Origin of the sequence: Sphingobacterium chungjuense (assembly GCF_011316935.1) — a bacterium.
In the GTDB taxonomy this organism is placed as follows: domain Bacteria; phylum Bacteroidota; class Bacteroidia; order Sphingobacteriales; family Sphingobacteriaceae; genus Sphingobacterium; species Sphingobacterium chungjuense.
Genome location: NZ_WLYS01000001.1, coordinates 247,859 through 272,021, shown reverse-complemented (window position 1 = coordinate 272,021; position 24,163 = coordinate 247,859). Strand labels below are relative to the sequence as shown.

24 protein-coding genes are annotated in these 24,163 nt (G+C 43.0%); 8 read left to right on the top strand and 16 right to left on the bottom strand.

The window, feature by feature from the left end; translation table 11 throughout:
* Positions 1–4: 4 nt before the first annotated feature.
* Positions 5–904, bottom strand: a complete 900-nt coding sequence (locus GKO22_RS01245; RefSeq protein WP_166332317.1) for a LiaI-LiaF-like domain-containing protein — start codon at positions 902–904, stop codon at positions 5–7.
* Positions 905–1,130: 226 nt separating this feature from the next.
* Between GKO22_RS01245 and GKO22_RS01240 the strand changes: the two genes are divergently transcribed.
* A complete protein-coding gene (locus GKO22_RS01240; RefSeq protein WP_166332316.1) occupies positions 1,131–1,865 on the top strand; it encodes an MlaE family ABC transporter permease in 735 nt (244 codons plus the stop codon).
* A gap of 8 nt (positions 1,866–1,873) precedes the next feature.
* Positions 1,874–2,635: an ABC transporter ATP-binding protein gene (locus GKO22_RS01235; RefSeq protein ID WP_166332315.1), complete on the top strand. Its 762-nt coding sequence runs from the start codon at positions 1,874–1,876 to the stop codon at positions 2,633–2,635.
* Positions 2,636–2,650: 15 nt separating this feature from the next.
* Here GKO22_RS01235 and GKO22_RS01230 read toward each other — a convergent pair whose 3' ends face one another.
* Complete coding sequence (locus tag GKO22_RS01230) at positions 2,651–3,136, bottom strand: helix-turn-helix domain-containing protein (RefSeq protein WP_166332314.1); 486 nt, start codon at positions 3,134–3,136, stop codon at positions 2,651–2,653.
* Positions 3,137–3,607: 471 nt separating this feature from the next.
* Here GKO22_RS01230 and GKO22_RS01225 point away from each other — a divergent pair, with 471 nt between their 5' ends.
* The 3 genes from GKO22_RS01225 to GKO22_RS01215 all read left to right on the top strand — a co-directional run bounded on the left by GKO22_RS01225 (position 3,608) and on the right by GKO22_RS01215 (position 6,488).
* The gene (locus GKO22_RS01225) at positions 3,608–4,426 is read left to right on the top strand and encodes an RNA polymerase sigma factor (RefSeq protein ID WP_166332313.1); all 819 of its coding nucleotides are present in this window, start codon (positions 3,608–3,610) and stop codon (positions 4,424–4,426) included.
* 1 nt (position 4,427) lies between these two features.
* Positions 4,428–5,522 carry a hypothetical protein gene (locus tag GKO22_RS01220; protein WP_166332312.1) on the top strand — a complete coding sequence of 365 codons (1,095 nt, stop codon included), beginning with the start codon at positions 4,428–4,430 and terminating at the stop codon, positions 5,520–5,522.
* Positions 5,523–5,588: 66 nt separating this feature from the next.
* Positions 5,589–6,488 carry a class I SAM-dependent methyltransferase gene (locus tag GKO22_RS01215; RefSeq protein ID WP_206367773.1) on the top strand — a complete coding sequence of 300 codons (900 nt, stop codon included), beginning with the start codon at positions 5,589–5,591 and terminating at the stop codon, positions 6,486–6,488.
* Positions 6,489–6,509: 21 nt separating this feature from the next.
* On the opposite strand, the gene msrA is transcribed toward GKO22_RS01215, so the two are convergent.
* Both msrA and GKO22_RS01205 read right to left on the bottom strand, forming a co-directional pair.
* Entirely contained in the window at positions 6,510–7,028 is a 519-nt protein-coding gene (gene msrA, locus GKO22_RS01210) for a peptide-methionine (S)-S-oxide reductase MsrA (RefSeq protein ID WP_166332311.1), read from the bottom strand.
* A 67-nt stretch (positions 7,029–7,095) separates the two neighbouring features.
* Positions 7,096–8,127: a N(4)-(beta-N-acetylglucosaminyl)-L-asparaginase gene (locus tag GKO22_RS01205; RefSeq protein WP_206367772.1), complete on the bottom strand. Its 1,032-nt coding sequence runs from the start codon at positions 8,125–8,127 to the stop codon at positions 7,096–7,098.
* A 164-nt stretch (positions 8,128–8,291) separates the two neighbouring features.
* Between GKO22_RS01205 and GKO22_RS01200 the strand changes: the two genes are divergently transcribed.
* Together GKO22_RS01200 and GKO22_RS01195 are read left to right on the top strand one after the other, a co-directional pair.
* Complete coding sequence (locus tag GKO22_RS01200; RefSeq protein ID WP_166332310.1) at positions 8,292–9,362, top strand: dipeptide epimerase; 1,071 nt, start codon at positions 8,292–8,294, stop codon at positions 9,360–9,362.
* Between the two features lie 73 nt (positions 9,363–9,435).
* Complete coding sequence (locus GKO22_RS01195; protein ID WP_166332309.1) at positions 9,436–11,289, top strand: DNA topoisomerase IV subunit B; 1,854 nt, start codon at positions 9,436–9,438, stop codon at positions 11,287–11,289.
* Here the strand turns inward: GKO22_RS01195 and GKO22_RS01190 are convergent.
* The 4 genes from GKO22_RS01190 to upp form a co-directional block, all read right to left on the bottom strand.
* The gene (locus GKO22_RS01190; protein WP_166332308.1) at positions 11,269–11,811 is read right to left on the bottom strand and encodes an AAA family ATPase; all 543 of its coding nucleotides are present in this window, start codon (positions 11,809–11,811) and stop codon (positions 11,269–11,271) included. The genes GKO22_RS01195 and GKO22_RS01190 overlap by 21 nt on opposite strands.
* Complete coding sequence (gene pnuC / locus GKO22_RS01185) at positions 11,789–12,418, bottom strand: nicotinamide riboside transporter PnuC (protein WP_166332307.1); 630 nt, start codon at positions 12,416–12,418, stop codon at positions 11,789–11,791. The genes GKO22_RS01190 and pnuC overlap by 23 nt, the downstream gene beginning before the upstream one ends.
* Before the next feature lie 71 nt (positions 12,419–12,489).
* On the bottom strand, positions 12,490–12,963 hold the full coding sequence (locus GKO22_RS01180; RefSeq protein ID WP_166332306.1) for a ribonuclease H-like YkuK family protein: 474 nt from the start codon (positions 12,961–12,963) through the stop codon (positions 12,490–12,492).
* A gap of 98 nt (positions 12,964–13,061) precedes the next feature.
* Positions 13,062–13,706, bottom strand: coding sequence for a uracil phosphoribosyltransferase (gene upp, locus GKO22_RS01175; protein WP_166332305.1), 645 nt, complete (start codon positions 13,704–13,706; stop codon positions 13,062–13,064).
* A 109-nt stretch (positions 13,707–13,815) separates the two neighbouring features.
* Between upp and uvrB the strand changes: the two genes are divergently transcribed.
* The gene (gene uvrB / locus GKO22_RS01170) at positions 13,816–15,846 is read left to right on the top strand and encodes an excinuclease ABC subunit UvrB (RefSeq protein WP_166332304.1); all 2,031 of its coding nucleotides are present in this window, start codon (positions 13,816–13,818) and stop codon (positions 15,844–15,846) included.
* Between the two features lie 3 nt (positions 15,847–15,849).
* On the opposite strand, the gene GKO22_RS01165 is transcribed toward uvrB, so the two are convergent.
* The 8 genes from GKO22_RS01165 to GKO22_RS01130 form a co-directional block, all read right to left on the bottom strand.
* The gene (locus tag GKO22_RS01165) at positions 15,850–16,275 is read right to left on the bottom strand and encodes a 6-pyruvoyl trahydropterin synthase family protein (protein WP_166332303.1); all 426 of its coding nucleotides are present in this window, start codon (positions 16,273–16,275) and stop codon (positions 15,850–15,852) included.
* 52 nt (positions 16,276–16,327) lie between these two features.
* Positions 16,328–17,494: an alpha-hydroxy acid oxidase gene (locus tag GKO22_RS01160; RefSeq protein ID WP_166332302.1), complete on the bottom strand. Its 1,167-nt coding sequence runs from the start codon at positions 17,492–17,494 to the stop codon at positions 16,328–16,330.
* A gap of 110 nt (positions 17,495–17,604) precedes the next feature.
* Positions 17,605–19,110: an NADH-quinone oxidoreductase subunit N gene (locus GKO22_RS01155; RefSeq protein WP_166332301.1), complete on the bottom strand. Its 1,506-nt coding sequence runs from the start codon at positions 19,108–19,110 to the stop codon at positions 17,605–17,607.
* Between the two features lie 12 nt (positions 19,111–19,122).
* Positions 19,123–20,727 carry a complex I subunit 4 family protein gene (locus GKO22_RS01150; RefSeq protein ID WP_166332300.1) on the bottom strand — a complete coding sequence of 535 codons (1,605 nt, stop codon included), beginning with the start codon at positions 20,725–20,727 and terminating at the stop codon, positions 19,123–19,125.
* 1 nt (position 20,728) lies between these two features.
* Complete coding sequence (gene nuoL / locus GKO22_RS01145) at positions 20,729–22,741, bottom strand: NADH-quinone oxidoreductase subunit L (RefSeq protein ID WP_166332299.1); 2,013 nt, start codon at positions 22,739–22,741, stop codon at positions 20,729–20,731.
* Positions 22,741–23,046, bottom strand: coding sequence for an NADH-quinone oxidoreductase subunit NuoK (nuoK, locus tag GKO22_RS01140; RefSeq protein WP_166332298.1), 306 nt, complete (start codon positions 23,044–23,046; stop codon positions 22,741–22,743). Before nuoK ends, nuoL begins: the two co-directional genes overlap by 1 nt.
* Positions 23,043–23,588 (bottom strand): NADH-quinone oxidoreductase subunit J family protein, encoded by a 546-nt coding sequence (locus tag GKO22_RS01135; RefSeq protein ID WP_166332297.1) that lies wholly within the window; start codon positions 23,586–23,588, stop codon positions 23,043–23,045. The genes nuoK and GKO22_RS01135 overlap by 4 nt, the downstream gene beginning before the upstream one ends.
* On the bottom strand, positions 23,588–24,151 hold the full coding sequence (locus GKO22_RS01130) for a 4Fe-4S binding protein (RefSeq protein ID WP_317165697.1): 564 nt from the start codon (positions 24,149–24,151) through the stop codon (positions 23,588–23,590). The genes GKO22_RS01135 and GKO22_RS01130 overlap by 1 nt, the downstream gene beginning before the upstream one ends.
* Positions 24,152–24,163 lie beyond the last annotated feature (12 nt).

Here is a 24,163-nt window from a genome sequence, read left to right as displayed (position 1 = left end):
AAAACTAATAGGTGTTAATAGAACATGAATTTGCAGCGCCATTCAGTTCGATGTCGTACTTCAATGAGGCGGATTGATAATTCTCGGTTTCATAGACGCCCTTGCTCACCTTCTCTGCACCTTCATATCGCGTTGACGACATTACGTTTTTGCCAGTCACGCGGTAAGCAGCACCTTTTGGTACGCGTAAGCTTAAATTGGAGGCTCCGGTATTGATTTCTATTTTGGTATATTCTAATGAAGGTTCTCCAAAAGTAAGCCCAATATTACTTGCCCCAGCATTGATAGCCAAAGTCTGAAAACGATATATAGAAAAATCAGCTTTGAAATTGACAGCACCTACATTCAATTCTAAATCCCACACTGGCGCGGGGTTTAAATAAAACTCTACCGTATTTTTCTTTGATCGGCTATCGTTGTGCTTCGCTTCAAAAACGATCTCTTTCTCCTTAGTTCCAGATTCATCGAGTCTAAGACCAACGCTAGGGCTATCCGTCCAAGCCGCGATTAGTTTAGTGGAATCTTCGGGACTTACCAATTTGAAATTAGCAGCACCGCCATTAAGATGTAATTTTACTTGTTCTATCTCTGTGCTATAATCTAGCGCGACACGCTGGCTTTGAGCTTGCGAATCTATGCCGGCTTCGCCGCTAGAGAAGTCGTGGTCGCTATTTGTAGTACCTTGATATACTAAAAAAGAACAGATCAGAACATTGCAAACGGTACTGATCAATACGCCATGAGGTCGATTTTGCAATAAAAGTGATATACCAACCGACACAATCGCCAGCGGCCAGTACTTGATGATCGCATAGAAATTGAAATGTATAATATCCATATTGTGGAGCAATATGATTGCTCCAATAAACACGAGCCAGATTCCAGTTGCAATTTTGTTGTTCATTTTTGTGATGTTTTGGTCTAATAGGATCAAACTTACGAGCTAAAATAGTGTAATAAGCCCTATATTAGGCTATGTTATTCAAATTTTCGGTAAAGCTCCGCGTTTTGTCGGTAAAGAAATAATAAACAAATTTGTATATTAATAGTATCGTTGAAACATTTTCTGTCAAATAGAGTTAGCTATTTACAGTATAAATTGTCCAAACACGTCATTTAAACAGCTGAATATGTTTTTCTATTATTTCGGGGAATATCTCCTATTGTTGCAACAAGTGTTTCGCAGACCGGAGAAATGGAAAATCTACCGGAAAGAGATTGTGCACGAAATGAACGAGATAGGCGTAGGATCGCTTGGGTTAATCGTTATTATTTCCAGTTTTATTGGAGCGGTAATGACGATGCAGATCGCCTTCCAATTGGCTTCTGATCTGATTCCTACCTCCGTAATTGGACAAATTAATCGCGATTCAAATATCTTAGAATTAGGTCCTACTATTTCGGCGCTTGTATTAATGGGAAAAGTTGGATCTGCGATCTCTTCTCAAATCGGATCTATGCGCGTCACCGAGCAAATTGATGCGTTAGAAATCATGGGAATTAATGCTGCGGGCTATCTTATTTTACCTAAAATAGTTGCGGGTATTATTATGGTGCCCGTGCTCGTCACGATTGCTATTGTCTGCGCTTTGGTGGGTGGACTAATCGGTGGAGCTCTTTCGGGAGCGGTATCTCCAAACGATTACATTCTTGGAATTCGAGATTCCTTTAATGGATTTACCGTCTCTGTCGCGATGGTCAAAGCCGTTGTTTTTGGGTTTATCATCACTTCCGTGCCAGCGCACAAAGGTTTCCATGTGCGCGGAGGCGCTTTGGAAGTAGGGCAAGCAGGTACGCGTGCTGTTGTGATTGGTTGTATCACTATCCTTGCTTGTGATTATATGATAACGGCCTTAATGTTATAATTAATACTATGATCGAAATTCAAAATATCAATAAATCCTTTGAGGATAATCACGTGCTGAAAGGCATTGATGCCATTTTTGAGCCCGGTAAGGTGAGCTTAATTATTGGAGGTTCAGGATCCGGAAAAAGTACCCTGCTCAAGTGTATAGTAGGTTTGCACACACCAGAGTCCGGAAAAGTATTTTTTGATAAGCAAGAATTTACTAAGCTTAGTTTCGAAGAAAGAGTGCCTATTCGAAAAGAGATCGGTATGTTATTTCAGAATTCTGCCTTGTTTGATTCGATGACGGTCGAGCAGAATATCGTGTTTGCTTTAGATATGTTTACCAATATGAGCCAAGCTGAAAAGCTAGATCGCGCAAATTTCTGTTTAGAAAGAGTGAATTTGGCGGGAAGAAACGCTTTATTTCCAGCGGAACTATCGGGTGGAATGAAAAAAAGGGTAGGAATTGCGCGTGCGATTAGCATGAATCCGAAATATTTATTTTGTGATGAACCCAATTCAGGCCTGGATCCTGCTACCTCCATATTGATCGATGAACTAATTCAAGAACTTACTGAAGAGTATAATTCTACTACCGTAGTGGTTACACACGATATGAATTCCGTTATGGGAATTGGGCAATATATTTTATTCTTGCATAAGGGACAAAAGTTCTGGGAGGGCTCTAGTCAAGATATGTTACAGGCAGATATACAAGAGTTGAATGACTTTGTATTTGCAAGTCCGCTGATGCGTTCTGCAAAAGACAGTTTAACAAGTCATTAGTGTGAATTTTCAGTATTATTTAGAAGGTGGTTTATTCTTAATATAACGCTTTACGTTTCCTGTTTTAAAATATTCTAACTCACCTTCTCTACAATATGCTGTAAGATATACGGAGAATTTGTTACTCACACTCGTGTCATAATCGAGTTCTTCCAACACTTCAGAAACACGTCTTGGTGTCGTGAAAAAATCTGATTCTGAGACAAGTCTATCAAGCTTAGTACGTAGATCAATTCGACTTTTGGCTTGTGGTGATATATTATATAACGGGGTAAGATCGATGTCTTCAGAAAAAAACTTACGCGGCTGAAAATTTAATGCTCGACATACTAATAAAAAGTTATGCATGGTTGATCCTGAGCCTCTTTCCATCGCGGCGATTGTGGTCATAGTGAGCCCCGTCATGCTGGCAACATCCCGTTGCGAATAGGATAAATATTCCCGACGAGATCGGAGCAGACCCCCGAGTTTCCTTAAAATTAATTTGTTTGATTCAGTCACGTTGCAAAATGAATAAATATTCTCGCAAAATGGGAATAAACAAAATCTATAATTATTTGCTTAGTCGAATATTTTGTTTACATTTGATTTCAAATAAAGAATAATAATTAATTTTAAAGAAATTTGAATAGAATTCGTAGGATTTCATGAATGGTTCGGTGAATATTAAGCCGTAAAATTTCCTGTTTATATCGTATAAGCGTTCCGGGATAGAACCAAAAAAAATAACTTAGATACACTTAAACAAAAGTGGAGGTTTCTTGTGATGCCGCAGGGTGAGGATTTTATTCGCTCACTGAGCAATTTTCAAGAATATTAATGGTCTCTCATTGATTGATTGGATATTGTACACAACAGCGTCCGCAGATTTTGTAATTCGGATTCTAATGAGTAATGTATTGACTTTTTTTGAAAGCTCAAATTTCGAACGGCGCGGCCAAGCGCGAAATCAAATAAGTTAATGGTAATATTATGAGCATAAAGCAAACGATGTATTCTTCGCAACAATATGTAAGCTTTCTGAATAATGGTGAGGAGAGAGCATTGGATTATTTTTACAAAAACTACTATAGTGATCTATTTGCCAAAGCACGGTTAGCTACTGGGGATGTAGATGTTAGCAAAACTTTTGTTCAGGAGGCTTTTTTTCGTTTGTGGCTTTTTCGCAAACATATTGATAGTGTGGACAACATGCAAAGTTTTTTAGAAGCCGAAATTAAACGGGCTACGAGAGAATACTATGGCAGTCCATCAGAGCAGTTCAGGCGTAATTTTGTGCCATTACAGCCCTTCCATACTGAAGGTAATTGTTTGTATATGTCGTTAGATTCGGAAATTGAAGGAGTGAGCGGTAGGCAAGATCCAGAAGATCGAATTTATATTAGAAAAATTAATGCGCTCATGCCTAATTTGCGACAAGATCAACAAATGCTTATTCGCCTATGCTTAGAATATAGCTTTAATTACGATCGTATTGCAGATTACCTCGGCGGGCGGTCGTCGCAAGAAGTGAAATATAAAGCAGAACAGGCAATTGCGCAAATGCGATCAGTATTTGAGAATACCGAAAAATTACAAGAATTTGAGAGAGATAGTACGCAAGATCAAGTAGCAAATTTGAATTCTGATGAAGCATTAGTTTTGTACTTGAGATGTAATCAACAGCAGACTTTTAACGAAATTGCCACCGCCTTGGATGTTGATCTAGCTGTAGCGAATAGTTTGTTTGTCCGTGCTTATCGCAAAACCAAATCATCCGCGTCTCGAAGTGAGCTTTTAACTATGTGGTAAAATGGCGAAGAAAAAAGTCATACTTACACGCAAGATCCAAATCTTATTGGATGAATCAGATCCAGAAAAGCGACGTGTCTATCAAAATCGACTTCATCAATGGCACGATCTGATTTTCAAAGCCTCCAATATTGCGATTTCTCATCAATTTATGCAGGAGAACATCAAAGATTTGCTTTACTTGAAAGAAGAAGCAAAAGTTAAATTGTTGGATGGTAAGCAGAATGCAGCAGGAATATTGACCACATCGCGCAGAAATACCACATATCAGCTACTATCCAAATATTTTAAAGGTAAGGTACATTCAAATATTATCACCAATTTGAATACATCCATCGTTAAAGCCTTTTTTACTGATCGTCAAGCGTATGCTAAAGGAGAGCATTCGCTTCGAAATTATCAGAAGAATATGCCTATACCATTTTCTGGAAAATTGCTGAAATGGATAGGTCTAGTGGAAGATCGGGATTTTAAATTCGTGTTGTTCAAATTACCTTTTCGGACATTCTTAGGGCGAGACAGTGGTCGCAAGAAGAAATTGATCCAGCAGATAATCGCAGGTGATATTAAAATTGTGCAATGTGCCATCAAGCGCGAAAAATCTGGTCTATTCCTATTTCTATGTTTTGAAAAACCAATTGACGAAATGGAGTTGAAGCAAGGTGTGGTAGCGGAAGCATCTTTGTCTCTTGAACATCCAGTTGTTGTACAGGTCGGTCACGATCTATATCGCATCGGTAATAAAGAAGAGTTTCTATACCGACGATTAGCAATACAAGCCGCTCGGCATCGAATTGAAGCTTCTTGTAGCTATAATAGTGGTGGGCATGGCAAGAAGAAGAAACTACATCGTTTGGAAACATTCAGGCAGAAAGAAAAGAATTACGTGCAAAGTAAGTTGCACCTTTATAGTCGGCAATTAATTGATTTTTGCATCCGCCATCAGGCAGGCACTTTGATATTAGTGAATCAAACCCCTAAAAATGTCGTGGCGCACGAAGATGTATTTTTGTTGCGTAATTGGGGTTATCATGGCCTGATAGAAAAGATTCGGTACAAGGCAGAATTGGCAGGAATACATCTGATTGTGGAATAGCTTGACCTGTGCATCGTAGGATGATGTGTAAATTGTTATCTTTGCCCAATAAAAGATACAATAATTTTGACGACAACCACAGATATACAGCTGCTTACACCGAAACACTGGAAAGACTACGAACTGATCGATTGCGGAGATTTCGAAAAACTAGAGCGATTCGGCGACATGATTTTGATCCGTCCTGAGCCTCAGGCCGTCTGGCCAAAAAGTTTGTCCAACGCCGAATGGGAGAAAAGATATCATATCAAATTCAAAGGAAGGTCGGCGACCAGTGGCGAATGGTTGAAGAAAAATCCTCGACTCGCTGACCGTTGGCATATTGCGTACCGCAATGAATCGGTAGAGATTCGTTTTCGTCTAGGACTTACGTCCTTCAAGCATGTGGGGATTTTTCCGGAGCAAGCCGTAAACTGGGATTATATATCCGAATCGGTCAAAGCGATTAAAAACCCGAAACCAAAATTCTTGAATCTATTTGCCTACACGGGTGGAGCATCTCTGATTGCGCGCGCCGCTGGAGCAGAGGTCACGCATGTAGATTCTATCAAGCAAGTGGTAACTTGGGCGAATGAAAATCAAGAGTTATCCGGACTGCAAGATATTCGTTGGATGGTAGAAGACGCCTTGAAATTTGTGCAACGTGAATTAAAGCGCGGCAATACCTATCACGGCATTATATTAGATCCGCCAGCGTATGGTCACGGACCAAAAGGGGAGAAGTGGAAGCTAGAAGATAATATCCGCGATATGATGCGTGACGTGGTCCAGTTGCTTGATCCAGAAGAGCATTTCCTAATCCTGAATACCTATTCACTCGGGTTTTCTTCTGTAATTGTGGAGAATCTGATTCGCACTTCTTTTCCTGCTGTGCAGAACTTGGAAGTAGGGGAATTATATCTACAAGCCACCGCTGGCACCAAATTACCATTGGGTGTTTTTGGGAAATTCAGAAAGTTTAAATAAGATAATAGTTACGGAATCGCCTTAAGCGTTTCCGTAACTATCTAAGAATTTCTTCAACTTCGGTGCCACTACTGCTTGGCAATATTGGTTTTCCGGATTGCGATTGAAATAGTTGACGTGATAATCTTCGGCTTTCCAAAAAGTCACTGCAGGCTCTACTGCCGTTACGATAGGATCTGCAAATACGCCTTGCGATGTCAACCCCTCGATAAATTGTACCGTTTGTAAGTGCTGCTCTTCGCTATGATAAAATACCACCGAGCGATATTGAGTGCCTACGTCAGCTCCCTGACGATTTAATGTAGTCGGGTTGTGTGTTCTAAAAAAGATGCCTAATAGATCGATAAAGGAAAGTTTCGTTTCGTCGAATTCGATCTGAATCACCTCCACATGGCCAGTTGCTCCACTGCAAACTTGCTCATAAGTTGGGTTTTCACGTTGTCCGCCCATATAACCAGGCAACACGGATACAATACCCTCTAGTTGTTGGAATATAACCTCTGTGCACCAGAAACAACCTCCTCCGAATGTCGCTAACATAATCGTATGATTTTAAATGAAAAAATGCGTGATCTGCATAGGTCAAATCACGATACAAAGATACGCACTAAAAAATATGTTTACCCTTTTCGAGGATATCCTGCTGCTCATTATGACATACGGCAAACGAAAAGCCAGACTGTAAGGCATACGATCCATATTCCCCCTTTTTATTAAGTGCCAGAAATCCCACTTGAATTTCTTTGGCGATCTCCGGTTTCTTTTTAACAATACGCTCAACGGCTTCTTTACATGCCGCCTCCGGCGAATAACCTTGCCGCATCAATTCTACCACGAGAAAACTGCCGACAGTACGAATCACCTCTTCACCAACACCGGTTGAAGTAGCCGCGCCAATTTCATTATCCACATACAAACCTGCACCAATTATCGGGCTATCGCCTACACGACCACGCATTTTAAAAGCCATACCACTAGTCGTGCACGCGCCCGAAAGATTTCCTGATGCATCCAATGCTAGCATACCAATCGTGTCGTGATTATACTGATTGCCAGGCAAACGTTCTGTATTGAAGGATTTGTTCTCAATATTCATAATCGGCTTGTATTGGCGTTCTTTCAGCCATTCTTGCCAAGCTTCTTTCGAAGAAGGGATCAATAAATCTTCTTTTTTAAATCCTTTCTCTAAAGCAAATTGCAGGGCGCCTTCGCCCACCAGCATTACATGCGGTGTGTCTTCCATCACTTTGCGTGCCACAGAGATTGGATGCGCAATATGTTCTAGTGCCGCGACCGATCCACAATTCCCTTCCGCATCCATGATGCATGCATCCAACGTCACATGGCCATCGCGATCAGGATAGCCGCCTTTGCCCACCGTAGGATTCGATAGATCCGACTCAGCGACTTTTACGCCTTCTTCCACGGCGTCCAATGCTGATCCGCCCGTTTGCAAGATTTTCCATGCAGCTTGATTCGCTGCTACACCGAAATCCCAAGTTGAGATGACGATTGGTTTTTTAGATGCGGTGTTTGCTGTATGTGACATAGCCAACGAAGTTGGAAGCGCGCTGGCCGATATGGCACCTATCATCGCCTTTTTTATGAAAATGCGTCGAGAATCTATCTTTTTATTCATGAATGTTGTTCTTTTTCTGTGCCGATTTATTCGTATTTTAGCTTACATCAAGTAGTGCTTTTTGCTAAGCTGGCTATCATTCCATCAGGTCTGTTAGCGATCGAATATAGCAGGGCTTAAAAGTAAATATTTGATAGCAAAAAAGGAAAACATTCAGCACGGTCATGCACAACGCTTCGGTTCCATGCAATTGGACAACGCATCAACAAGGTAAATTCCGAATACGGTATAGACCCTACACGTTACAGATGCATCACGTATTCACGGTCGCATCATTTAGCCGAAACACTACACCGGTCGTCTTATTGGAATTAGAGTTTGACGGTACTACTGGATATGGTGAAGCATCGATGCCGCCGTACTTGGGCGAATCGCAAGAAAGTGTATTTGCTTTTCTACATCAAGTAGATCTATCTCGGTTTTCTTCTCCATTCGAAACGGCTGATATATTGGCTTATGTAGATGCGATAGCCGCGAACAATACCGCTGCCAAAGCTGCGCTAGATATCGCCTTACATGATTTGCTGGGTAAGATCATGCAGCAGCCCTTTTACAAAATATGGGGATTGAATCCGCAGAAAATTCCACCCACTTCCTTTACTATTGGGATAGATACCGAAGCGATGATTCGGCAAAAAGTATCGGAAGCGAGTGCTTATCGCATGTTGAAAGTAAAATTAGGCCTGGAAACCGATAAAATGATTATTGAAACGATCCGATCCGTGACAGATGTGCCACTGTGTGCCGATGTCAATCAGGGCTGGAAAGACAAGCATTTGGCGGTGGATATGGCCGGTTGGCTAGCCGAAAAAAATGTGGTTTTTTTGGAACAACCGATGCCCAAAGATCGGCCGGAAGACAATGCTTGGCTGACAGAAAGATCACCTATTCCTACGATTGCGGATGAAGCCTGTCAGCGTTTGTCGGATGTTGCTGCGCTGAAAGATATTTATAGCGGCATCAACATAAAATTGATGAAATGTACCGGTATGCGCGAAGCAAAGCAAATGGCGGAGTTAGCGCGCACCTTACAGATGAAAGTGATGTTGGGTTGCATGACCGAGACCTCGTGCGCGATTTCCGCAGCAGCGCAATTAGCACCATTGGCAGATTGGGCAGATTTGGATGGTGCCTTACTGATCGATAATGATTTGTTCGAAGGCATGCGCGTAGAAATGGGATTATGTATTCTACCTGATCGTCCCGGTATCGGCCTTATTAAAAAGTCTGATTAAGGCGATTGCGCGAATTTTATTATTTTTGTATTCCGACCACCAAATACCTCCATATTACAATACATAGATACGCATGAGCACATATAATGAAGATAGTATACGATCACTGGATTGGAAAGAGCATATCAGGCTCCGTCCGGGGATGTACATCGGTAAGCTGGGCGACGGTTCGGCATATGATGATGGCATCTATGTATTGCTAAAAGAGGTGATGGATAACTCCATTGATGAGTTTGTGATGGGCGCAGGCCGATCCATTGATATCACAGTAAATGAAAATAAGGTGTCCATTCGCGATTATGGCCGAGGTATTCCGATTGGTTCTGTCGTAGATGTGGTCTCCAAGATCAACACCGGTGGTAAATATGATAGCAAAGCTTTCCAAAAATCAGTCGGACTGAATGGAGTAGGTACCAAGGCAGTTAATGCACTCTCTACACAATTCACGGTACAATCTTATCGCCAGAACGTGACGCGGATAGCGCAGTTTGCGCAAGGCGAATTGGTGTCGGATGAGAAAAAGGATACCACACAACGCAACGGTACTGCGGTTACATTTTATCCAGACAATAGCATTTTTAGAAACTACAAATACCGAATGGAATTTGTAGAAAACATGATCTGGAATTATGTTTTCCTGAATTCTGGTTTGACGATCAATTTCAACGGACAAAAGTTTGTTTCGGAGAATGGCTTGAAAGATTTGCTGGAGCGTAATATAGAAACAGAATCCATGCGCTACCCAATTATTCATCTCCGCGGAGAGGATATTGAGATTGCATTAACGCATGGACAGCAATACGGTGAGGAATATTATTCTTTCGTCAACGGTCAGCATACCACGCAAGGTGGTACACACCAAGCGGCATTCCGCGAAGCGGTGGTCAAAACCATTCGGGAGTTTTATAAGAAAGATTACGATGCTTCGGATATTCGGGCTTCTATTATCGGTGCGATTGCGATCAAAGTACAGGAGCCGGTTTTTGAGTCGCAAACGAAGACGAAGTTGGGTTCGCAAAATATTGGTCCTGATGGGCCAAGCGTGAGAACCTTCATCAATGATTTTCTGAAAAAGGCGCTGGACGATTATTTGCACCGCAATCCAGATACGGCAGATGCTTTGCAAAAAAGAATTTTGCAATCCGAGCGCGAGCGTAAGGATATTGCCGGAATCAAGAAATTGGCCAATGAACGCGCCAAAAAAGCCTCGGTGCACAATCGAAAGTTGAGAGATTGTAAATTGCATTTCTCCGACAAGCACGAACGTAACCTAGAAACGACTTTGTTTATTACCGAGGGTGATTCAGCCAGCGGTTCGATTACCAAATCCCGCGATGTAATGACGCAAGCGGTATTCAGTTTGAAAGGTAAGCCGCTCAACTCGTACGGCATGTCTAAAAAGATTGTGTATGAAAATGAAGAGTTTAACTTGTTGCAACATGCGCTAAATATAGAAGATGGCTTGGATGGATTGCGCTATAATAATATTGTCGTAGCTACGGATGCCGATGTGGATGGTATGCACATTCGCCTGTTGTTGCTGACGTTTTTCTTGCAGTTCTTCCCCGATTTGGTCAAAGCGGGACATGTCTCGATCTTGCAAACACCGTTATTTCGCGTGCGCAATAAGAAGGAAACGATTTACTGTTACTCCGAAGAAGAGAAGCAACAAGCTATAAAGAAATTGGGAGCAAAGCCAGAGATTACGCGATTTAAAGGGCTGGGAGAGATCTCTCCTTCCGAATTTGGCTTATTCATCGGGAAAGATATGCGCCTAGATCCAGTCATTCTTTCCAAAGAAAACAAGCTGTCGCATTTGTTAGAATACTATATGGGTAAGAATACGCCAGATCGACAAAAACACATCGTCAATAACTTGCGCGTCGAATTGGATACAGAAGATGAATTAACCCAAGTGGCCGGTTAGAAAGGATTGGACAGCGGCTATGCCGTTTTCCACGCGTTCTTCACCGTGCCCCGATATCAGGCTGTAGTTGGCGTTGAGCTGGTTTAGTTCTTTTTTCCAAACCTCCAAAAAATGCGGGCGCTGTTCTGGGAAATCGCGCAAAGGATCATCTTCCCAAGGTAAGTCAATATCCATCAGTAGGTAGAAATCATATTGGCGAAGCTTGATTTCTTTCAAGACCTCCTCGGGCGTATGCCCAAACAGATGATCGCTCCATATCTTTATGGTCATAATCGTTGTATCTGCTATTAAAAGCCCTTTACTCGCTAAAGGTATCAACGATTCTTCTAAAGCGATCTGCCCATAATACATGTTCACTTCGTCTTGCAGCGTATATTTATTGTCGAGGTTTTGGCAGTAATAGCGCGCATATTCCGGCACGCATACGGTTTGGTAGTGTTCGGCTAACTTTTTGGCCATAGTAGATTTGCCCGTAGATTCTGGGCCGACAACAGCAATTTTAAGAAGCGGGGGTACTTGCATGTTCTAATATGTTGGCTGAATATGTTCTTTTCCAATCCCGGTAACCATTCCAGGCAATTCCAGCAAATATAACATATAAAACGGCGGTCATGGCCAATTCTTTGTGCAGATACAATGGAATATAACACAGATTGACGGCTATCCATATCACCCAACTTTGTAGTATTTTGCGTGTCATGAGGAATTGCGCTACAAAACTCATGGCGGTGCACATCCCATCGGCAAAAGGTACGTCGGTATCGGTCCAATATCGCAAGGTAAATCCCAAGCTTAATCCTAATACCACAATCGCTGCGATGGTGAGTGCTATGTGTGTTAAGGAAAGAGAACTGATTGGTTTTTCGTCGGAAAGGTCGCGCTTACGCCAATAATACCAACCGTAGATGGCGGTGAGAAGGAAGTAGATCTGCAAGATGCTATCGCCATACAAGCGATGTTGGTAAAATATGATCAGATAGCAACACACGCTCACGATGCTGATCGGCCAGTTCCAAATACGCTGCTTCGCAGCCAAATAGACACAGACTACACCAGTGACGGTTCCTATCCACTCCAGCTCCGAAGTACTCTTGAGCTGATGCAAAAAATCGAAAATAAATTGCGGCATGCGTGTCTGAGTAAGCAGGAATAAAGATACGTATTATCCCCGCAAAATCAGGCTTTGCATGAACTCTCGGTTTACTGTACGAGCTTGTTTGCGCAATTCGTACTAGCGAAGGATTCTGGTTTTGCCTTGAACATGAATCCCATTCCCATAATGTATCCCATCGCTTCTTTCAGCGCAGTATTCGATTGGAAATTTGGATTGGTGTTGATGTCCGCATGCACTTCCAGATCCACGTGATATTGCTCCAATAGCGGGCATACTTGATAAGCAATGTCGATCGAATGTTGCACTTCAATCAGCATGCGCTCTTTGATCGACATGTTGTGCGTCTTTCGGTCTTTGTGGATAAACATAAATCCACCTCGGTGCTCGCGCAGAAACACAATGACCGTCGCAAACTCGACGATGCCACGCTTTACTTGAGAGTCAGTGCCGATGTAGATTTTAAGTTTGTTTCCTAATTGATGCTCGCGAATGATGGTGTCTTCGACTGCTTGGATGATGGGTACGTGGAGTGTTTCTCCATTGAATTTTTGCCAATTCATAGTTAAGAGATTACGTATCTCTAAATTTACGAACTTGTATCTTATTTATTATTAAGTATTTATTAATTTTTTGGAATTTAACTTTTCCATCACAACTATTAATCTTTCGTGCCGTAAGACAGATCTCCTGCATCCCCCAGTCCAGGAACGATGTATGCTTTGCTCGTTAATTCTTTGTCTAGATCACCAATCCAAATCTTCGCTTCTGGCAAGAATGCACGTACGTGCTGCACGCCTACTTCCGAAGCAATAACGGTAGCGATGTGCATTTCCTTGATATTGTAGTCAGCTAATAGTTCCTTACAGCAGAGTACCAAACTTTGGCCGGTGGCCAACATGGTATCGGCCACGATGACGATTTTATCATCTAGATTGGGTGTGTTTTGGTATTTTTTATGAATCTCAAATTCCCCACTTTTTTTCGTGTGGCGATACGCACCAATAAATCCGCTATCCGCTTCGTCAAAAGCATTTAAAAAACCTTGATGAAACGGTAATCCAGCCCGAATAATGGTGATGAGCACAGGTTGTTCGGACAGCACATTCGTTTCGGCCAAGCCCAAAGGCGTATCTACTTCGGCCGGTTGATAGGGCAAGACTTTACTAATTTCGTAGGCCATCATCTCACCGATGCGTTCCAGATTACGGCGAAAACGCATACGATCCTTTTGGATATCGGTATTTCTTAATTCTACCAAGTACTGGTTCACCAGACTATTTTGCTCTGTCAAGATCGTAATCATGTTTCTCCTGTTAGTTAAGGAGCTAAACAAATAGAGGCTAGAATAGTTTACAAAAACCCTTTTTCGAACGCCTTGTTATTTTAATAATAATCGCTTACATTGCTATCACATGAAATTCGAATTAACATCAGAATACCAACCTACCGGAGATCAACCGCAAGCTATTAAAGAGCTTGTGGCGGGCGTCAATGGCGGAGAAACTTATCAAACACTGTTGGGAGTAACGGGCTCTGGGAAAACGTTTACGGTAGCCAATGTGATCCAGCAAACGCAAAAGCCGACCTTGATCCTGAGCCACAATAAGACACTTGCAGCGCAGTTATATGGCGAGTTCAAGCAGTTTTTTCCGAATAATTCGGTGCAGTATTTTGTGAGTTATTACGATTATTACCAACCGGAGGCTTTTATTGCATCTACCAGTACCTATATTGAGAAGGATTTGCAGATCAATGAAGAGATTGAAAAGCTTCGTTTGGCGACGACCTCGGCCTTGATGTCTGGCCGACGCGATGTGATTGTGGTGTCGTCTGTATCCTGTATTTATGGTATGGGTAATCCAGAAGATTTTTCTAGGTCTATCTTTCGTTTTGGTGTCGGGATGACGGTATCGCGCAATGCCTTTTTGCATCGCTTGGTCGAGATTCTCTACGCGCGTACTACGAGCGATTTCAAACGCGGAACATTTCGTGTGAAAGGCGATACCGTAGATGTGTATCCGGCCTATTTGGATACGGCTTATCGTATTTCTTTCTTTGGTGATGAGATTGAAGAGTTGAGCACCATTGATCCGATATCGGGCAGTACATTGGAAAAACACGAGGACTTGGCACTTTTCCCAGCCAATTTATTCGTGACGCCAAAAGAGAAATTTACCGAATCTATTTGGCAGATTCAGGAAGAATTGACGCAGCGAAAAGCCCAATTAGAGGGCGATGGCTTATTGCTTGAGGCCAAACGTTTGGAAGAACGCGTTAATTATGATTTGGAGATGATGCGTGAATTGGGATATTGTTCGGGTATTGAGAATTATTCTCGTTTCTTCGATGGGCGTACACCCGGAATGCGACCATTCTGTTTGCTCGATTATTTTCCAGAAGATTATTTGTTGGTGATTGATGAAAGCCACGTGACGCTGCCGCAGGTGCGTGCCATGTATGGTGGTGACCGATCACGTAAGATTTCGCTCGTAGAGCACGGATTTCGTTTGCCAGCTGCGTTGGATAACCGACCACTGAACTTTCCAGAGTTTGAATCCTTGACCAATCAAACACTGTACGTATCGGCTACGCCGGGTGATTATGAATTGCAACAAACGGAAGGCGTGGTGGTAGAACAAGTAATCCGCCCAACAGGATTGCTGGATCCAGTAATCGAGGTTCGTCCGGCCGTCAACCAAGTCGATGATTTATTAGAAGAAGTCGATAAAACGATTAAAGAAGGTGGTCGCATCTTAGCTACTACGCTGACCAAGCGCATGGCTGAAGAGTTGACCAAATACATGAATCGCCTGAACATCAAAGTGCGGTACATTCACTCGGAAGTAAAGACATTAGAACGGGTGGAAATCCTGCGTGGCTTGCGTTTGGGTGAGTTTGATGTGTTAGTCGGGGTGAATTTGTTGCGCGAAGGCTTGGATCTTCCAGAAGTAACCTTGGTGGCGATCTTGGATGCGGATAAAGAAGGATTTTTACGGTCCGAAAGATCGTTGATCCAAACCATTGGTCGCGCTGCGCGGAATGATAAAGGCCGTGTAATTATGTATGCCGATCAGATGACACAGAGTATGAATGTCACAATTGAAGAAACCAATCGTCGTCGTGACAAGCAGATCGCGTATAATTTGAAGCACGGCATCACACCCCGAACGGTTGGAAAATCTCGTGAGGAGATCATGGAACAAACTTCCGTTGCTGATCTTAAAGTGGGTGAAGCAAAAGCTTATGTAGAGCCAGAAGCAGGCAGCATGGTTGCGGCAGATCCTTTAATCGAATACATGGGCGAGAAAGATCTGAGCAAAGCCATCGAAACGGTGCGCAAGCGCATGGAGAAGGCAGCCAAGAATATGGACTTCTTGGAAGCGGCGAAGCTGCGTGATGAAATGTTTAGCTTAGAAAATGCGTATAAAGAACGCTTCGGATAGTAATTATTCAGCAAGTCGATAGGTAGCAGCGCATTTCGCCGTTTCTTCGACCTTACAAAGAATCAATTTGGTATTAGTTCCAGCCAATTGTGCTGGTCCTACTACCTCCACCAAATATTGCGCGATATTTTCAGCGGTGGGATTGAATGGTACAGCAACTAAGCTTTCGCCGCTGAGCACTTGTAATTGCGGTAGCAACTCATCTTGCTCCCAAATCAAAAACTTGTGATCGTAATGTTCTTCTAACCACATGCAGAGTTTTTCTTTGATCACTGAGAAATCTAGCACCCGACCGATTTCATCAAGCTGCTCGCCAGCTACCACAAAGTGAATACGGTAATTGTGCCCGTGTAAAAACCGGCACTTGCCTTCGTGACCAACCACTCTATGGCCACAAGATATATCGTGATATCGCTCTGCTGTAATCATGCCGCAAAGATACAGAATTTTTGAACAGGCAGATATAGCCGTATGCTGTTGCCTACCGAATTAAACGTGTCGGGAAATCGCGCACCTTTTCCAAAGTCAATTGCTGCATCACCTGATAGAGTTGCGCTTTGAACATATTGATGGCATGATCCGCCCCTTCGTCGCCGAGTGCGCCCACACCATACATAAATGGCCGACCCATAAAATTAAATTCAGATCCCACCGCATGCGCTCTTGCTAGATCCACACCCGAGCGAATACCGCCGTCCATCATGATTTTTACTCTACCCGTATATTTCGGGTTGTTGGCTAGTTTTATCAGGGAAATCAACGAAGATTCACCCGCATCGATCTGACGACCGCCATGGTTCGAAATAATGACGCCATCTACACCTAGGCTGATCGCACCTTCCATATCCTCTTCGCTCGCTACGCCCTTCAATACCAATGGTCCAGGCCAAAGATCCCGAATGGCTTTTACTTTCTCCATATTCACCTTGCCAGTGAAAGTTTTATTCATAAATTGTCCAAGCTGACTAAGATCCAGTCCTTTTTCCATGTAAGGTTTCAAGGTTGCGAAAGATGGAATACCATGTTGCAACGTTTTGATTCCCCATTCTGGACAAACCATCGCTTGGAATATATTTTCAATATTCATCTTTGGCGGCATCGATAGCCCACTTTTAATTTCGCGATAGCGTAAACCGAAAGATGGTACATCGATTAGCACTACCAAGACTGGACAGGAAACTGCTTTCAATCGGTTGAGAATATCGTCGCGTAAGCGATCTTCGGTCGGGTGATATAATTGAAACCACGCTTTACCATCCGATACTTCTGCGATGCGTTCAATACTTGACGTAGATACCGTACTTAGCGTGTATGGAATATCATGTTTTGCGGCAGCTTTTGCCAAAATTTCTGGCGCATTGGGCCACATCAATCCTTGCAATCCGATGGGCGAAATACCAAATGGTGCACTATAGGTACGACCAAATAATTCGACTGACATATCGATCTCGCCACCGGTTTTCAAATAATGTGGTTTCAGATAGATATTGTCAAAATCCGATTCATTACGCCCCAGATTAAGTTCCTCGTTACAGCCTCCTTGCAGATAGTCGAACGCAAACTTAGGAATACGCCATTTGGCACGGCGTTTTAAATCGGCTACCGAAGGATATTTTGGGTTGTATGGGAAAAGTGGTTTCTTAATCATTGCCTGAATGCGTGAGTATTTATACTGTGCACAAATTTACTATTATAACGGAGAATTGCGCGGCCTAATTCAGTGTTTGATGAAAGAAAATCAGGGATAAAAGCCGGATCTTATGGAACGCGGAAGAAAGCTAATAGTAAATCGGGAAAAAGACCAAAAACTAACAATAAAACCGTGAAAAATACCGCAATTGCATAAATAGGACCGGAAATCCGGACAGTTACATCCGTTGTAGCGCCAGAAGGCGGTTGGCGAAGAAAACCGTAAAGGGGAATCTTTAGATAATAGAATAAAGAAATGACGGATGTCAATACACCAACGATCAGTAAATACAAATACAGCGATTGATCCAACGTCTGGTAGATATCGAAGATCGAAGTAAAGACCAAAAGCTTTCCAACGAAGCCTGCAGTCGGTGGAAGACCAACGAGCGATATGCCGGCAAATGTAAGCCCTGAGAACACGATGGGAAAGCGCTTGCCTAAGCCAGCATAATCGGATAGATTAGCAGATCCGGTTTGTTTCTCTAAAATCATGATGAAGCCAAAAACAGCTAAATTCATCAAGGTGTAGGTCGCCAAATAAAAGAAGAGCACTTCGGGCTCACGATGCACATAGCTCAAGACGGCAAGTAATAAGAAACCCGTATGTCCCACAGAAGAATAGGCCAACAATCGTTTGATGTTTTGCTGCCGCAAGGCGACCAAATTACCAATTAGCATGGTCACAATAGCTATAAAGCACAAGAAGTGCAAGGTCACTTCTCCAAAATAAAATGGACTTGCTGTCCAAGCTAATATCAGTCGACTAAATAACACGATGGCACCAACCTTTGGTACGGTGGCCAAGAAAGCTGTAATCGGAGTAGGAGCACCTTCGTACACATCGGGCGTCCAAACGTGAAAAGGCACGAAACCTAATTTAAAACCTATTCCTACAAATACAAATAGCAGCGCCACGGTACTTAACACCATTGGGGCAGCAATCATGCCTTTCATCTGCGCGATGCTGGTGAAGTCTAGTGAACCTGTGAATCCATACAATAACGACAGTCCGTACAGCATAAACGCGGCACAAGTAGATCCAAACAAGACGTATTTCATGGCTGCCTCAGACTCTTTTTTATTTTGCGCAAAGTAGGCGACAAGTACGTAAGAACCTATAGAAACCATTTCCACCGCAATAAATGTCATAATCCAATGCGTGGTCAAGGTGAGCAAATGCAAACCTAAGGTCGTGGCCAACAAAATAGAGTAGATATCGCCCAAGCGTTTTTGTGACAGTTGATAACTACCATATTGCTGAATGTATACACCAATAATGGCCACAGCAAACAGAATAATTAGCCGTGCATACTGAGAAAAAGCATCCACACGCAGCATGTCGAAGAATACCGGTATGCTTTCTGTGTTTTGGACATGAGTCAAATAAGCTGCGGACAGTAATCCGATTAGGAAAACGCTAAAAGAGGCTTGTTTCCAATACCGATCAGCAAACAAGCTACAAAATATCGTGCCTATAAAAGCAATGCTTATCGTGATCTCGGGTCGGAAAGAGCGCACGGAATCTATAATGTGGTCAATGATGGGCGTAATCTGAGGAGCAAATTCATACATAGCGAATACGACCTATAGAAATGATGAAACCACAGAAACTAGACGCATCACACTTTCATTTAGTGGCGTGAATACTAAGGAAGGCATGATACCCAGAATAATAGCCAATGCTAAAGCTGGATACAAGATGATTTGTTCGCGCATCGTTACGTCATTCAATGCCGTCGCCCACTCTTCACCACCTTTAAATCGGGTTTGTCCGAAAAACATGCGCTGCAAAGTCCACAAGAAATAAACCGCACTAAGCAGGATACCGATCGAACCTCCAACGGCCATCCAACGCGGCAGTCCCGTTCCCACCGATTCACTATTGAATGCGCCGATGATCACGAAGGCTTCGCCAATGAAAGCAGAAAAACCAGGAAGACCTAGCGAGGCAAAAAAGGCAATGGCAACAAACACGGTATAACGCGGCATATGACTTGCCAGACCGCGGAAATTGTAAATATCTCGATCGTGCACCCGATCGTAGATCACACCGACTAAGAAGAATAAGGCGGCGGATAGAAAACCGTGACTAATCATTTGGAACATTGCACCAGAAATACCTTCGGTAGTAAGCGTCGCGATACCCAACAACACAAAACCCATATGCGACACGGAAGAATAGGCAATCAAACGTTTTAAATCTTTTTGTGCCAACGCATTAAATGCGCCATACAAAATAGATATTACGCCAATTAAGCCTAACCACCAGTTGCTGAGTGCTGCCATATCTGGGAATATGCCAATACAGATGCGTAGAATACCGTATCCACCCACTTTGAGTAAAATCCCTGCCAGTATAATCGAAACCGGCGTAGGAGCTTCTACGTGTGCATCCGGAAGCCAAGTGTGCAATGGTACGATAGGAACTTTGATTGCGAAGGCGATAAATAAAATAGCAAAACCGATCAGTCGAGCTGGAATACCAAATATTTCGTGAAAATTACGCACCCAACCAAAGAAAGATTCCTCCCCATAATTAGCCGGATTCATCATGTGCAACATGTTGAAGGTGTTTGCACCTGTCGCTGGATTGGTAACCGAGAAATACAAACCGACGATCACCAATAGCATAAACACTGAACCTAATAGCGTATAGATAAAAAACTTGACGGCCGCATATTCGCGTCTTACGCCACCCCAGATTCCGATTAGGAAATAAAGAGGGAGTAGCATCACCTCATAAAATACGTAAAACAGGAAGAAGTCCAATGCGCAGAACACGCCCATCACTGCCGTGTTCAACAACATCAGCAAAGCGAAATAACCTTTGACACTTTTCGTGACATTCCACGACGCGCCAATAGCCATCAGCATCACGACCGCACTTAGCACAATCAGAGGCAGAGATAGCCCGTCTAATCCTAAGAAATAGTCAATTTCTAGAAGCTTATCTGCACCGATCTGTAAGCGAATCCAGGACAACTGCTCTACGTATTGGAAGCTATTGACATCATTGATGCCCGCTTGCGCGCTATCAAAATGCACATACAAATATCCGGTTAGCAATAGTTGCCCAGCTGTCGCGGCTAAAGCCAAATACTTAGCGCTCCCTGCCGCAGATTTGGGCAGAAGTAACATGACTAATGCTGCAAGTAAGGGAAGGAATATGAGTATAGATAAAAATCCCATGTTATCTTAAAACCAAATAAAGTATGCCAAATAAAACCATCGTAAACGCAAAACCCATATAGTTTTGTAAGCGTCCATTTTGCACCCAGCGTAGCAAATGACCAGCATAATAGCTGGTTTGAGCTACTAAATTGACCAATCCATCGACCAGATTACGATCGACCCATGCCGATACACGTCCAACTGCGCGTGTCACGCTAGCTGCTCCATTGGTCAACCCGTCTACGATATAATGATCGAACCAATATAATCCTCGTGAAAGATACAACGTACTGCGCACGATGATGAACTGATAAAATTCGTTGATATAAGCTTGTTTCTGCGCGTGCTGCACCCAAGCATTGTTTTCTTGAAAAGGATATTTTCCTTGTACGTACCAGCGGTAGCCAAGCCACCAGCCAATGGCGGAGCCTGTGATGAGTACGATGGGAATAAACATATGCAGCGAATCAATCGGTTGAAATCCTGTTAGTAGTGTCAAGCCCTGCATCAGGGCTGCATTTTGGTGGGAAATTGGATTGAACGAGAAAACAAAGAAAAGCGAACACAAACCAAGAAAAGCCATCGGTATCCACATTCCCTTAGGTGCTTCATGAAATACCGTAACCTTTTCATCGCTCCACAATTTGGGTTTCCCGAAAAACACTTTGAAAATCATTCGCCCGATGTAAAATGCTGTAAGGAAACTCACCAATACCAATACAATCGGAATAATAAGGTAAGTGCCACCACGCTCGACTGCCCATTCGAAAGCTGCGATGACGATCGAATCTTTGGATAAAAATCCAGAAGTAAGCGGGAATCCGGCTAATGCTAGCGAAGCAATCACCATTAAGATGAAAGTATATGGCATAAAACGGCGTAATCCGCCCATGTTGCGCATGTCTTGAGGATCTACTTTTGCGGCAGCAGGAATCGCATGTGCCATTTCATGTATAATTGCTCCAGCACAAAGGAAAAGCAGACATTTGAAGAACGCATGCGTGACCAAATGGAAGATCGCGGCATTCCAAGCGCCAATTCCGACTGCAACCACCATAAATCCAAGCTGTGATATGGTCGAAAAGGCCAATACTTTTTTGATATCTTGTTGCGCCAGCGCAAAATACGATGCGGTAAGCGCGGTAATCGTGCCGATAATAGCGATGACTAAAAGTATACTTTCATTGAACAGCGGGAAGACGGTAGCCAATAAAAATACTCCGGCTGCGACCATTGTTGCCGCGTGAATAAGTGACGATACAGAAGTTGGTCCTTCCATCGCATCGGGCAGCCAAACGTGGAAAGGGAATTGTGCGGATTTGGCCATCGCGCCGACAAAAAAGGCCAATCCGGCATAAGTCATCCATCGCTCAGTATGCCATAGAGGAATCTGTTCAAAAAGCGGACTCTGCTTACCAAATAGTTCCGATAAGTTTAACGTTCCCATGTGTGCATACACCAAGGCAATACCAATTAAGAAGCCGATATCACCGATGCGGTTCACGATAAATGCCTTTTTATTGGCTTGGACAGCGGCATCTTTGGTAAACCAAAATCCAATGAGTAGGTAAGACGCAAAGCCTACCAATTCCCAAAATACGTACATCAATAATAAATTATTGGCTACGCAAAGTGCTAGCATCGCAAAGCAAAAAAGGCTTAGGTACATCCAATAACGATGAATGCCCGGATCGCCTTTCATGTATACGCGGGAATAAATATGTACTGGCAAGGCGATGATACAGACCAATAATTGCATCAGCACCGTCAAGTTATTCAACAGAATGCCCGCTGAGAAAGTATGTTTTCCGACCGTAAACCAAGAAGCAGTGGCTTCTACAGGCGTTTGTTGCCAAATAGGGAAAAAGACAAAAAAGGCACTTGCTGCGGTACTTAATAGTATGCCTAATAAACCTACGATGCCTGATTGATCCTGCTTGCCACGCAAAGCTTGATAAAGAAATGCCGCTAATGGGAATAGCAGCACTGCTAAACTGGCATGTATGGGCGATATGTGTAGCAAATTCATCATTAGTCGCGCAGATCGGTGATTTGGTCTGGATTAATGGTTTTATATTTTCGGTAGGTCATCAGGATAATCGACAAGCCTACAGCTACCGCCGCCGCAGCGAGCACAATCGCAAATAAGGCAAATACCTGTCCGCCATAGTCCGCTTTATCATAGCGGCCGAAGGCTACCAAATTGAGAATGGCCGCATTGATCATGAGCTCGATACCGACCAAAATCATAATCGCATTTCGTTTGGAGATCACGGCATACAAACCGATGCAGAAGATACAAGCACTTACTGCTAAGAAATGTGTAATGGGAATCACGCTTCATCCCCCTTTCTGGCAATATGCGCTGCACCGATTAAGGTCATCATCAGAAAGATGGAAATAATCTCGAAAGGCAATATGTAACGTGACATAAATAGCATGCCGAGCTGATTAATATTGTTATCTCTGGAAAGGATGATCTGTCCGGTTCTTATATTCTGTTCCATCCACGATGGGGAATACGCTTGATCCCATTGCCAGATTCCGTAGCCCATCAAGCCTAAAAAGCCGAGGGAAAGTGCGAGCGATTGCCAGTTAGGCAATTGAATAAAGGATCCGGAAAGATCCTGCAGATCGCTCAACAATTCTTTGTTGCTCAACATAAAGGCGAAGATCATCAAAATCAAAACGCCACCCACATACACCAGCACTTGGGTGATAGCCACAAAATCTGCTAAGGCAAACAAATACAAGCCCGCCATGGCGAATAGCACAATAAAAAATAAGAAAAGCGCACGGGCAGTATTTTTGAGACTCACGACCAATAAGGCGCTGGTAATCGCTAAGAAAGCAAAAGTGTAAAAAAGAAATAAGTCCATTATTTTTTAGATTTTGCCGCCTCCTTCTCAGCTTGAAAACGTGTCCACTCTTCCTTGCGTTGCACGATCTCTTGATCGCTCATCTCGCCAAAGCCGTAGATCAGATCCGTTAATTTCGTGGTGGTGCGGTCGTATTGATCGGTCATGGTAATGCATTCTGTGGGGCATACCACAGTGCATAATCCGCAGTACATGCATTTGGCCATATCGATTTCGAACTTTTCGGCGTACAGTCTTTTTACGCTACCATCAGAGGTTTTGCCAATCGCCTCCGGCGATTTAATCGATTCAATGGCAATACAATCTACCGGACAAGCTTTAGCGCAAAGATCGCAGACAATACAATCGTCGATTTCTACATCTAACTGGTAGCGCGCTACTTCTGGAATAGGGATTTTTTGCTTTGGAAACTGAATGGTGACCGTGCCATCTTGTTTATCGAAATAACCATCTTTGCGGATATCCAGATTTTCTCTTTTTTTGCCAGCGGCAAAAAAGTGTCTCACCGTCAGAAGTAATCCTTTGACAGCGGTCTTTAATCCATACAGAGTAGTTTTTAAGATCACGGGCACATT

Excerpts from the sequence above, each read along its gene's own strand:
- GKO22_RS01245 (WP_166332317.1), bottom strand. The coding sequence starts at position 904 with ATGAACAACAAAATTGCAACTGGAATCTGGCTCGTGTTTATTGGAGCA.
- GKO22_RS01240 (WP_166332316.1), top strand. The coding sequence starts at position 1,131 with ATGTTTTTCTATTATTTCGGGGAATATCTCCTATTGTTGCAACAAGTG.
- GKO22_RS01235 (WP_166332315.1), top strand. The coding sequence starts at position 1,874 with ATGATCGAAATTCAAAATATCAATAAATCCTTTGAGGATAATCACGTG.
- GKO22_RS01225 (WP_166332313.1), top strand. The coding sequence starts at position 3,608 with ATGAGCATAAAGCAAACGATGTATTCTTCGCAACAATATGTAAGCTTT.
- GKO22_RS01220 (WP_166332312.1), top strand. The coding sequence starts at position 4,428 with ATGGCGAAGAAAAAAGTCATACTTACACGCAAGATCCAAATCTTATTG.
- msrA (WP_166332311.1), bottom strand. The coding sequence starts at position 7,028 with ATGTTAGCGACATTCGGAGGAGGTTGTTTCTGGTGCACAGAGGTTATA.
- GKO22_RS01205 (WP_206367772.1), bottom strand. The coding sequence starts at position 8,127 with ATGAATAAAAAGATAGATTCTCGACGCATTTTCATAAAAAAGGCGATG.
- GKO22_RS01200 (WP_166332310.1), top strand. The coding sequence starts at position 8,292 with ATGCACAACGCTTCGGTTCCATGCAATTGGACAACGCATCAACAAGGT.
- GKO22_RS01195 (WP_166332309.1), top strand. The coding sequence starts at position 9,436 with ATGAGCACATATAATGAAGATAGTATACGATCACTGGATTGGAAAGAG.
- GKO22_RS01190 (WP_166332308.1), bottom strand. The coding sequence starts at position 11,811 with ATGCAAGTACCCCCGCTTCTTAAAATTGCTGTTGTCGGCCCAGAATCT.
- pnuC (WP_166332307.1), bottom strand. The coding sequence starts at position 12,418 with ATGCCGCAATTTATTTTCGATTTTTTGCATCAGCTCAAGAGTACTTCG.
- GKO22_RS01180 (WP_166332306.1), bottom strand. The coding sequence starts at position 12,963 with ATGAATTGGCAAAAATTCAATGGAGAAACACTCCACGTACCCATCATC.
- upp (WP_166332305.1), bottom strand. The coding sequence starts at position 13,706 with ATGATTACGATCTTGACAGAGCAAAATAGTCTGGTGAACCAGTACTTG.
- uvrB (WP_166332304.1), top strand. The coding sequence starts at position 13,816 with ATGAAATTCGAATTAACATCAGAATACCAACCTACCGGAGATCAACCG.
- GKO22_RS01165 (WP_166332303.1), bottom strand. The coding sequence starts at position 16,275 with ATGATTACAGCAGAGCGATATCACGATATATCTTGTGGCCATAGAGTG.
- GKO22_RS01160 (WP_166332302.1), bottom strand. The coding sequence starts at position 17,494 with ATGATTAAGAAACCACTTTTCCCATACAACCCAAAATATCCTTCGGTA.
- GKO22_RS01155 (WP_166332301.1), bottom strand. The coding sequence starts at position 19,110 with ATGTATGAATTTGCTCCTCAGATTACGCCCATCATTGACCACATTATA.
- GKO22_RS01150 (WP_166332300.1), bottom strand. The coding sequence starts at position 20,727 with ATGGGATTTTTATCTATACTCATATTCCTTCCCTTACTTGCAGCATTA.
- nuoL (WP_166332299.1), bottom strand. The coding sequence starts at position 22,741 with ATGATGAATTTGCTACACATATCGCCCATACATGCCAGTTTAGCAGTG.
- GKO22_RS01135 (WP_166332297.1), bottom strand. The coding sequence starts at position 23,588 with ATGGACTTATTTCTTTTTTACACTTTTGCTTTCTTAGCGATTACCAGC.